Source organism: Chromobacterium sp. CV08, assembly GCF_051129845.1.
In the GTDB taxonomy this organism is placed as follows: Bacteria; Pseudomonadota; Gammaproteobacteria; order Burkholderiales; family Chromobacteriaceae; genus Chromobacterium.
In genome coordinates this window covers 944,469-955,000 of record NZ_CP150453.1, presented here as the reverse complement: position 1 = coordinate 955,000, position 10,532 = coordinate 944,469, and the positions used below count along the sequence as shown (strand labels likewise).

Sequence of the window (10,532 nt, the reverse complement as noted above, 5' to 3'; positions counted from 1 at the left end):
ACATCTCGTACAAGCCGGCCCAGTTCATCAAGGAACACTTTCCCAATATCTACGCCCACTGCCTGGAGTTGGGCATAGACATCACCCAACAACCAATCCCGGTGGTGCCTGCGGTGCATTTCACCTGCGGCGGCCTGGTGACCGACCTGGCGGGCCGCACCGACGTCGAGGGCCTGTACGCGGTAGGCGAAGTGGCGCACACCGGCCTGCACGGCGCCAATCGGCTGGCCAGCAACTCCTTGCTGGAGTGCCTGGTCATCGGCAAGGCGGCGGCGGCCGACATCCTGGCGGCGGCCGCAATCAAGCTGCCGGCGATTCCCGGCTGGGATGACAGCCGCGTCACCGATCCGGACGAAGAAGTGGTGATCTCGCACAACTGGGACGAACTTCGCCGCGCGATGTGGGACTACGTCGGCATCGTCCGCACCAACAAGCGGCTGGAGCGGGCGCTGCACCGCATCGACCTGCTGAAGGGGGAGATAGACGAGTACTACAGCAACTTCCACGTCAGCAACGACCTGATCGAGCTGCGCAACCTGGTCCAGACCGCCGAGCTGATCGTCCGCTCGGCGCTCGAGCGCAAGGAAAGCCGCGGCCTGCATTACAGCCGCGATTTCCCGGAGCTGTTGGCACAGGCCAAGGACACCGTGCTGGCGCCGCCCGGCAACGACTGACGGAGCGCGCCGCAAGTCGGCAAGAATCGGAATGCCGCGTTGCGCGCACGGCGCGACACTCTCTCCTCGCTCAACGGACACGAGGAGAACATCATGCAATTGCTGCAAGGAAAGACCGCCATCGTCACCGGCGCCAGCGCCGGCATCGGCCGCTGCGCCGCCCTGCTGTTCGCGCGCCACGGCGCCAAGGTGGTGGCGGTGGCCCGCCGCGGCGGCCTGCTCGACGAGCTGGCCGCGGAAATCGCCGCCGGCGGCGGCCAGGCCGCGGTTCTGGCCGGCGACGCCTCCGGCGAGGACTGCGCCCGGGAGATGGTCGCCCTGGCGCAGGACCGCTTCGGCGGACTGGACATCGCCTTCAACAACGCCGGCAGCCTGGGCACGCCAGGACCGCTGCCGGCCTTGTCGCGCGACGACTGGCAGCGCGCGCTGGACGACAATCTCACCAGCGCCTTCCTCTGCGCCAAGCATCAGATTCCGGCACTGCTGCAGCGATGCCGGCCATCGCTGATCTTCACCTCGTCCTTTGTCGGCCACGCGGCCGGCTTTCCCGGCATGGCCGCCTACGCCGCGGCCAAGGCCGGCCTGGTGGGACTGACGCGCGCGCTGGCGGCCGAATACGGCCCGCACGGCCTGCGGGTCAACGCGCTGCTGCCCGGCGGCGTCGATACCGAGATGGGCCGCGCCGCCGCGTCCACGCCGGAGCAACAGGCTTTCGTCCGCGGCCTCCACGCGCTGAAGCGATTGGCCGAGCCCGAGGAAATCGCAGCGTCCGCCCTCTATCTGGCATCGGATCTGTCCAGCTTCGTCACCGGCAGCGCGCTGCTGGCCGACGGCGGCGTCAGCGCGAGCCGTGGCTGAAGCTGCGGCCATCCGCGCAACACTGCGGCATGAAATGTCAAATAGATAATTCAATTTGAATTAAACCCGGATATCATTTACACCGCGGCGCGGAATGGCGCCCGCGCCGTGAACGTACGAACCGATGTCTTTGCCAGATAGCCTGCCGGCGATCTTGCCCGAGCCCCGCCATGCCGCAACGGCGCGCGGCGAGACCGTCAGGCGGCTCCGTTTCATCAAGCCTGTCAGGCGGCGACGCCAATCAACCATACGGGAGAGACTCTTGAAAAACGCAGTGACGCGCAATCTATCGACATTCGCCATCATGCTGTCCGGCCTCGGCCTGCTGGCCGGCGCCAGCCACGCCCAGGGCTCCGCGGCCAATCCGGACGACAACTTCTCGCCGGCCACGCTGAAATTCCTGAAGACCAACACCGGTCTCGACGGCGAGCAGTGGAACAACATCATGAAGCTGATCAACAAGCCCGAGCAGGACTCGCTGGACTGGACCAAGTTCTACGGCTATTGCGAGGACATCGGCGACAAGCGCGGCTACACCATAGGCATTTTCGGCGCCACCACCGGCGGCCCCAACGACGAAGGCCCGGACGGCCCGACGCTGTTCAAGGAGTTCGACGCCGCCAGCGGCGCCGCCAATCCGTCGATAGAAGGCGGGCTGTCCCGCATCGGCGTCCACGGCAAGATGCAGGGTTCCATTCTGAAGATCAGCGACAGCGCCAAGGTATTCTGCGGCAAGATAGGCGGCCTGCAGGGCAATGCCGCCTGGCGCCAGGCGATGTGGAACACTTTCTACAAGGTGTACATCCAGTACAGCGTGGCGCAGGCTCGCCAGCGCGGCTTCGGCAGCGCGCTGACCATAGGCTCCTTCGTCGACACCGCGCTGAACCAGGGCGCGACCGGCGATTCCGGCACGCTGCAGGGCCTGCTGTCCCGTTCCGGCAACAGCGGCGACGAAAAGACCTTCATGACCACCTTCTACGCGCAGCGCAGCAAGATCGTCGATACCAACGACTACAACCAGCCGCCGAACGGCAAGAACCGCGTCAAGCAGTGGAGCACGCTGTTAAACCTCGGCAAGACCGATCTGAAGAACGCCGACGCGGCGGTCGCCAAGGTCACCGACTGGGAAATGAAATAAGCGCGCCGAAGCGCGCCTGACCGGGACACCCGGATGGAGATGGCGGCTGCGGCCAGCTCGCCGCGGTCCGCCCTCCCTTCCCGCCCCTACTTCAGGTCGAAGCGATCCAGATTCATCACCTTGGTCCAGGCCACGACGAAATCGCGGACGAACTTGTCCCCGCCTCCGCTCTGCGCGTAGACCTCGGCCAGCGCCCGCAGCTGGGCATTGGAGCCGAACACCAGGTCGACGCGGCTGGCCGTCCACTTCAGCTGGCCGCTGCTGCGCTCCCGCCCCTCGTACAGGCCTGCCTCGTTGGCGGCCGGCTGCCAAGCGATGCCCATATCGAGCAGATTGACGAAGAAGTCGTTGCTCAAGGTCTGCGGCTTGGCGGTGAACACGCCATGCTTGGCGTTGCCGACATTGGCGCCCAGCACGCGCAGGCCGCCGACCAGCACCGTCATCTCCGGCGCGCTCAGCGTCAGCAGCTGCGCCTTGTCGATCAGCATCGCCTCGGCCGGCACCTGGCACGACGGCTTCAGGTAATTGCGGAAACCATCGGCCTGCGGCTCCAGCACCGCGAACGACTCGGCATCGGTCTGCTGCGGGCCGGCATCGCCGCGCCCCGGCGCGAACGGCACCGTCACCGCGTGGCCGGCGGCCTTGGCCGCGGCCTCGATCGCCGCGCCGCCGGCCAATACGATCAGATCGGCCAGCGATACCTGCTTGCCGCCGCTTTGCGCGGCGTTGAACCCTTGGCGTATCCCTTCCAGCACGGTCAGCACGCGTGCCAGCTGCGCCGGCTGGTTCGCTTCCCAGTCCTTCTGCGGCGCCAGGCGGATACGGGCGCCGTTGGCGCCGCCTCGCTTGTCGGAGCCGCGGAAGGTGGACGCCGATGCCCAGGCGGTGGACACCAGTTCGCTTATCGACAGGCCGGAGGCAAGCACCTTGGCCTTCAGCGCGTCGACATCCTTGCCGTCGATCAACGGATGACAGGCCGCCGGCACCGGATCCTGCCAGATCAGGTCCTCGGCCGGCACCTCGGGTCCGAGATAGCGCGACTTCGGCCCCATGTCGCGGTGGGTCAGTTTGAACCAGGCGCGGGCGAAGGCGTCGGCGAAGGCCTGCGGGTCCTTGTGGAAGCGGCGGGCGATAGGCTCGTAGATCGGGTCGAAGCGCAGCGACAGATCGGCCGTGGTCATCATCGGCGGGTGCTTCTTCGCCGGATTGTGCGCATCCGGGATCATGTGTTCGGGCTTGACGTTCTTCGCCACCCATTGGTGAGCGCCGGCCGGGCTCTTGGTCAGCTCCCAGTCGTAGCCGAACAGCATGTCGAAGTAGCCGTTGTCCCAGCGCGTCGGATTGGGTTTCCACGCGCCCTCGATGCCGCTGGTCGTCGTGTATTCGCCGTGGCCGCTGCCGAAGCTGTTGATCCAGCCCAGGCCCATCGCCTCCAGCGGGGCGGCTTCCGGCTCCGGGCCGACCAGCTTCGGATCGCCGGCGCCGTGTGCCTTGCCGAAGGTATGGCCGCCGGCCACCAGCGCCACCGTCTCCTCGTCATTCATCGCCATGCGGCCGAAGGTGTCGCGCACATCGCGGCCGGACGCCACCGGATCGGGCTTGCCGTCCGGCCCCTCCGGATTCACATAGATCAGGCCCATCTGCACCGCGGCCAGCGGATTTTCCAGCTGGCGGTCGCCGGAGTAGCGGCTGTTGGCTTCGTCGCTGGTGGCCAGCCACTTGGTTTCCGCCCCCCAGTAGACATCCTTCTCAGGCTGCCAGATGTCCCGCCGACCGCCGCCGAAACCGAAGGTCTTGAAGCCCATCGACTCCAGCGCGACATTGCCGGCCAGAATCATCAGGTCGGCCCAGGACAGGCTGGCGCCGTACTTCTGCTTGATCGGCCACAGCAGGCGGCGCGCCTTGTCCAGGTTGCCGTTGTCCGGCCAGCTGTTCAGCGGGGCGAAGCGTTGGTTGCCGGAACCGGCCCCGCCGCGGCCGTCGTCGATGCGGTAGGTGCCGGCGCTGTGCCAGGCCATGCGGATGAACAGGCCGCCGTAATGGCCCCAGTCGGCCGGCCACCACGGCTGCGAGGTGGTCATCAAGGCCTTAAGGTCGTTTTTCAGCGCCGCGTAGTCCAACTTCTTGAAGGCCTCGGCGTAGTCGAAATCGGCGCCAAGCGGATTGGACGCCGGCGGCTGCTGGTGCAACAGGTCCAGATTGAGCTGATTGGGCCACCAGTCGCGGTTGGAGCGGGCATCATTGAATACGGCGGGATTGTCGACGCGCTGGTGAAACGGGCATTGGGAAGCGTTACTCATCACAAACTCCTTCGATCAAAGGGTTCAAATGACATCCTGCGACCAGCTTAGCCAAGATGGCTGTGGGAGACCATTGAGCAATTTCAATGGTTGGAATCGCTTTTCTAAATGGGAGATTATCGCCCGGGAGCCCGCCCCGCCCTGGAGTCCAGCCAGGCTCCCCGCCTTGGCATGCCTATAGACTGTGGTCACGCGCCATCGTTCCGGAGCGGCGATCCCTCCCTGGAGGAGGTACTGGCTAGCCCTCTCGGCCTCTCCATCACATATCAATCACATTATCATGACAAGCACGCGAACAGCCTGTTGCAATGAAGTGGTCGCAGAAAGGCCCAATATAAGCAATGAGAGTAGACGATGATGATATGAACCTCAGCACCCAGATACTGCAACAAACAATAATACAATGGACTCCACAGTAAAAACCAACCCTTTTAGAGAAACCGCACGACAACTGTTCATTGCAATTAAGGGCTACAAAAATAGCTAAGAGTCATTTTCATTGACCCACACCACAATCATAGCGATTCTAATAAAACGCCTCCTACAAGCTTCTCTTTCCCATGCAACATCACCTATAAACACTTTCCATCTGCAGAATTTTTCTTGATGAATTTTTCGGCAACATTATCAATCAATTCCAGATCGACGCCAGCCCTTATCAAAAATTCAATAAACCATTCCAAGCATTCAGACAGTTCATCAGATGGCCTGCTTGCATGCAACACCCCCATTATTGCCCTTAATAAATTATTTTCTTTATTTTTGGCATCATAGGCTATATCTTTCTCATCCAAGTAATTCCAACACTTTACTCTTTCATTGGTAAGCTCTTCCGAACTCACCGTTCCGTTTAAATACTCCTGATACGTGGAAAATGCCTGCTGACCAACAGATGGCATATCATCATATACCACCTCCAAGCACTTCCCCATAAAATCCACCGATTTTTTATAATCATCAGACTCGATGAGCGAGGACAGCAATTTCTCTACAAAACAATACTTATTCGCCATAATTATCACACACTTGAAATTTTTTCAGAAGTTTCTCACACGATTTACATGCCTTTTTGGGAGTACCATGACCTCTTCCTGATTTTCCGATATTAACTGTAGTCACTGTACCTCCCTGTACTTTGACACCTCGTTTTAGTGCTTTATTTAGGCAGCTAACTTCAGCACAAAAACCATGAAAATCAGAACGCTGCTCTGGTGGAATACTATTCAACTCCTTCCTCAACTCAGGATGCAAATCCCCAGGATCGCCACTTATTCCAGTAATGGATGTATTGCCAACTTGAAGCTCGGACGCCGCCCCTTTCTCTTTCCCAGAACATAGCGCCCGATCTGCGGTTCGTTGGGCCTTACTTTTTGTAAGTCCAAGCGGATCAATCCACTGAACCGGGCTAGGGGCATATATATGGATATTAATCCCACCCATTAGCCCTATCGGATCCCGCGAAATGAACCGCCCTATCTCCGGATCATAGTAACGATAGCGGTTGTAGTGCAGCCCGGACTCATCGTCATGGTACTGCCCCTGGAAGCGGAACGGGTTGCGGATGCCGGCCTTCGAGGCGGCGTCGGCGATGATCTCGCGCGCTTGACCCCAGGCCTGGTAATCCATTTCCAGCGCGAGCCTGCCCTCTTCGTCGGTCAGCGCCTGCGGCGTGCCCAGATGGTCGGTGTGGTAGTAGTACACCGCCTTGGGCGCAGCCGGCTCGGCCACCGGCTGGCGCAGCGGATCCTTGTCCGGGTCGTAGGGATTATGCTGGCTCCAGGCCGGCACCTTGACGCCTCGAATCGCGTCGGTGTGCACCTGGGCCAGCGGCACGAAGCTTTCCGGCTCGAACAGGTAGTGCACCGCCTCCTCGTCGCGGGTTTCGAAGGCCAGCACGTCTCCATCCCAGCCGTACAGTGTGACCTGGCCTTGGCTGATCTTGGCGATGCGGCGGCCCAGCGGGTCGTAGTGGTAGTCGGTGCGCTGGCCGTCCGGTGCGATGAGGCGGGACAGGCGGTTGTGGCTGTCCCATTCCAGCCGGGTGAGGCTGCCGTTGACGCGTTTCTCCACCAGATTGCCGCGGCTGTCGTAGCGGTAGTGGCGGCCGGCGTACTGGCTGAGCAGGTTGCCGAGCAGGCTGTCGTCCTGATGGCCGTCGGCGGCCGGGGCGTTGTCCAGCAGGTTGCCGGCGGGGTCGAAGCGGAAGCTTTCCACGCCCTTGGGGGTGGCGGCTTCCAGCAGGCGGCCGACCGGATCATAGCGGTAACTCAGCTGGCCGCTGCGATTGTCGGCGATGCCGACCAGTTGGCCGGCGGCGTCGTACTGGTACTGTCGGCTCCACTGCGTGGCGCCCATCAGCCGCTGGCTGGACAGGCGGCCGGCCTTGTCGTAGGCCAGGGTCTGCTGCAGCGCATTGCCCAGCACGCGCTGGGTTTCGCGGTGCAGCTTGTCGCGCTCCAGGTTGAAGATGTCGCGCTGGCCGAACAGCAGGCCATGCACGTGGCCGCTGCCGTAATTGAGCACGTCCACGCGGCGGCCGTCCGGGCGGATGATGGCGATGCGGTTGCCCAGCTTGTCGTATTCGTGTTGCCAGCGATAGGTTTCCTTGACGCCGGCGACGTGGTAGCCGTGATGCTCCTCGACGACGTTGCCGACAGGGTCGTACACCCAGCGCAGGCTGGCATAGCGGTTCTTGGCCTGGAACAGGCGGCCGGCCGGGTCGTAGCCGAAGCTTTCCTTGCTGTTCGGCGCGCTGCGCTCGATCAGGCGGCCGGCGCGGTCGTAGCGGTAATCGGTGGTGACGTCGCCTTCCACTTGCTGCGCCAGGCGGCCGGCATTGTCGTAGACATAGCGGGTGGCGCTGCCGTCGAAGCCGGTTTCAGCCGTCAGGCGGCCGCCGTCGTCGTAGTCGAAGCGGTAGTAGCGGTGGTTTTCGTTGCGCAGCGCAGTGAGGCGGCCCAGCTTGTCGTACTGGTAGCCCAGGCTGTGGCCGTTGGCGTCGGTGCGCTTTTGCAGCCGGCCGGCCTTGTCGTATTCGTAGTGGGTGCCGCGGCCCAGCGGGTCGGTGATTTTCAACAGGCGGGCTTCGGCATCATGCTCCAGCTGGGTGGCCTGGCCGTCCGGCTGGACGATGGCCTGCAGCGTGCCGTTGGCGGCGTACTGATAGCGGGTGGCGTTGCCCATCGCGTCGACGATCAGCAGCGGGCGGCCGCGTTCGTCGTATTGCCACTGGGTGGCGCTGCCGGAACAGTCGGTATAGCTTTCCAGCAGGCCGTCCGGACGATAGGCGATCTTCTTGGCGCCGCCCTTGGCGTCGGTGATGGCCACCGGCAGGCCTTGCTCGTTGTACGCGTACTTGGTCTTGTGGCCGAGCGGGTCGGTTTCCTCTATCAGCTGGCCCTTGTCGTCGTAGGCGCGCAGCCATTTCTCTCCCATCGGGTCGATGATTTCGACCAGATTGTCCTGTTCGTCGTAGGCGAAGCGCACTTCGCTGCCGTCGGCGCGCTCGTGCCAGATCAGGTTGCCGTTGGCGTCGTAATCATAGCTGTCTTGCGTGCCGTCCGGGCGAATATGGCTGAGCAGCTTCTTGTCGTCATCGAATTCAAACCACTCTTCTTTGTGGTCCGGATAGACGATGCGGTAGTTGTAGCCTTTTTCGTCGAAATAGTATTCGGTGGTGCGGCCATAGGCATCGGTGACATAGGTGAGATCGATGTTCTCGTCCCAAGCCAGGCGCACGTCCAGGCTGCCGTCGTCGGCGTATTCGCGGATGGCGCGGGCGTCCAGATGCGTGCCATCCCATTCCAGCGTGATGCCGCGGCCGGTGCGGTCGGTGTAGCGGGTGATCAGGTGATGCTGGTACTGGTAGCTCCAGCTTTCGCCGTTTTCATCGGTGGCGGACAGCAGGTCGCCGGCATCGCCGCCCAGCTGCGGGATATCGCTGTAACGGTATTCGGCCAGCGTGCGTTGCGACAGGCCGGTTTCCAGATTCTGCAGGGTAACGCGGGTGATGCGGCCGATGGCGTCGTGGCTCAGGTCCACCGCGTAGCCGGCGCTGCTGACCAGCTGGCTGAGGCGGCCATCGCGGAAGTTCATCGCGATGCTGTTGCCGGCGCGGTCCTTGATCAGCGCCAGTCGGAAGCTGTCGCCGTGGCGCTCGTACAGCTGGATCAAGTCATGGCCGAAGGTCTGCGACAGCAGGGTGTCGGATAGGCGGGTGAGGGTAAAGCCCTCGATGCCGTCCTTGTGCGACTCGCCTTCCGGCAGCAGTGGATAGTCCAGCGTGCGGCCGCTGTCGTCGTGGAATTTCAGCTGCCCGCCTTCAATGTCGAAGCGGGCGGCGTAGGCAAGACTCCAGCGCGCGCCGAACTCGCCTTTTTGATCGTTGCCGCCGAAGTTGGAACGATATTGCCGTGTCCAAACAATAGGAAGAACACCCGGAAGGCTGAAGTCGGTATGTTGCAGCGACTCGTCGCCAAAAGCGTACCCGATGGAGGCCTGAGTGCTAGCGCACGCACATTTGGGCCCTGGCTTGGCGAGCTGCTTGAGCTTGGCGACAACTTCCTTCACGGCCTGTTCGACCTTTTTCTTGGCGGTGTTCACCGCCTTGGTCGCCACCGCCGCCGCTTTTTTCGGCAGGTGATTGAGGAAGGCTTTCAACAGCTTGTCCAGCAGCGGCTTCAGGTGGCTGCTGTACATCTTCATCAGCATGTCCACCAGCATGCCCGCCCATTTGGCCATGGCCGCGCCCAGGCGCTGCATCAGGCGCGCGGAAACCGTGCCTTTCAGGATGGAGTCTATCTGCTTGGCGGCGGCCACCGTCATGCCGGCGGCGGCCTCGGTGCCGGCATCGGCAGCGGCCTGGTTCAGAGAATGCAGGTGGGCGCTGACAGTGCCCCAAAAGCCTTGGTCATTGGTTTTATTGAGGTTGTACCGGACCGGCGCATGCTTGACGTTCTTTTGCACATAGGCGCCGAACTTGCCGGTGCCCAGGCTGGTCAGCAGTTCGCCCATGCCGGCGATGATGGTGGCGCCTTTGGCGCCGCAGACTTTCAGCTCGTTCTGGATCTTGCCGTCTACATACTTTACCCATTCCGCCGGCGAGTTGCGGTAACTGGCCGGCAGCATGGTCACCAGCTTGGCCGCCAGGCCCGCTTCGATCTCGCCCTTGGCCCAGTCTTTGCCGGCGCGGCGCAGGCTGGTGGCGCACAGCTTAAGCGTGGGCCGCGCGCCCATCTTGAACAGGCCGCCGGCCGCCGGAATCACGCCGATCAGGTCCACGCCCAGGAACAGCCAGTCGAAGACATCGACCTCCTGATTGGCGCGGGACTTGTTGGACATGTCGACGATGTCGACGATGACGTCGCCGATGGAAATCAGGTTGCCCACCACCGGCACTGCGGACGCGATGGTTTTCAGGCTCTCCACCGACAGGTGGCCGTCGCTGATGCTGCGCAGCCATTTATCGAAGTCTTGGCCGGTTTGCTGCAGCGCCTGGGCTGCGGCTTGAGGCGTGGCGGGAATAACGGCTACGGGGCGTGCGAGGGCTGCGGTCGTCATGAT

The 10,532-nt window shown here is 62.6% G+C and carries 6 protein-coding genes (1 of these 6 only partly in view); 3 read left to right on the top strand and 3 right to left on the bottom strand.

The features are described 5' to 3' along the window. The 3 genes from nadB to WNM05_RS04520 form a co-directional block, all read left to right on the top strand. Positions 1–674: the final stretch of an L-aspartate oxidase gene (nadB, locus tag WNM05_RS04530; protein ID WP_434632868.1), read on the top strand. The gene continues 910 nt to the left of window position 1, outside the view; only the last 674 of its 1,584 coding nucleotides appear in the window; its start codon lies off the left edge, out of view; the stop codon is at positions 672–674. Between the two features lie 93 nt (positions 675–767). Next, the gene (locus WNM05_RS04525; RefSeq protein WP_434632866.1) at positions 768–1,532 is read left to right on the top strand and encodes an SDR family oxidoreductase; all 765 of its coding nucleotides are present in this window, start codon (positions 768–770) and stop codon (positions 1,530–1,532) included. A 262-nt stretch (positions 1,533–1,794) separates the two neighbouring features. Next, positions 1,795–2,670, top strand: coding sequence for a chitosanase (locus WNM05_RS04520; RefSeq protein ID WP_434632864.1), 876 nt, complete (start codon positions 1,795–1,797; stop codon positions 2,668–2,670). An 86-nt stretch (positions 2,671–2,756) separates the two neighbouring features. Here the strand turns inward: WNM05_RS04520 and katG are convergent, their stop codons facing one another. The 3 genes from katG to WNM05_RS04505 all read right to left on the bottom strand — a co-directional run bounded on the left by katG (position 2,757) and on the right by WNM05_RS04505 (position 10,529). Continuing rightward, on the bottom strand, positions 2,757–4,970 hold the full coding sequence (gene katG / locus WNM05_RS04515; protein WP_434632861.1) for a catalase/peroxidase HPI: 2,214 nt from the start codon (positions 4,968–4,970) through the stop codon (positions 2,757–2,759). Between the two features lie 572 nt (positions 4,971–5,542). Beyond that, positions 5,543–5,983, bottom strand: a complete 441-nt coding sequence (locus tag WNM05_RS04510) for a hypothetical protein (protein ID WP_434632858.1) — start codon at positions 5,981–5,983, stop codon at positions 5,543–5,545. Continuing rightward, positions 5,973–10,529, bottom strand: a complete 4,557-nt coding sequence (locus WNM05_RS04505) for an RHS repeat-associated core domain-containing protein (RefSeq protein ID WP_434632854.1) — start codon at positions 10,527–10,529, stop codon at positions 5,973–5,975. Before WNM05_RS04505 ends, WNM05_RS04510 begins: the two co-directional genes overlap by 11 nt. Between the last annotated feature and the right edge of the window lie 3 nt (positions 10,530–10,532).

What these genes read in the sequence shown, in the direction of transcription:
- WNM05_RS04505 (WP_434632854.1), bottom strand. Translation starts at nt 10,529, where the DNA reads ATGACGACCGCAGCCCTCGCACGCCCCGTAGCCGTTATTCCCGCCACG.
- katG (WP_434632861.1), bottom strand. Translation starts at nt 4,970, where the DNA reads ATGAGTAACGCTTCCCAATGCCCGTTTCACCAGCGCGTCGACAATCCC.
- WNM05_RS04510 (WP_434632858.1), bottom strand. Translation starts at nt 5,983, where the DNA reads ATGGCGAATAAGTATTGTTTTGTAGAGAAATTGCTGTCCTCGCTCATC.
- WNM05_RS04525 (WP_434632866.1), top strand. Translation starts at nt 768, where the DNA reads ATGCAATTGCTGCAAGGAAAGACCGCCATCGTCACCGGCGCCAGCGCC.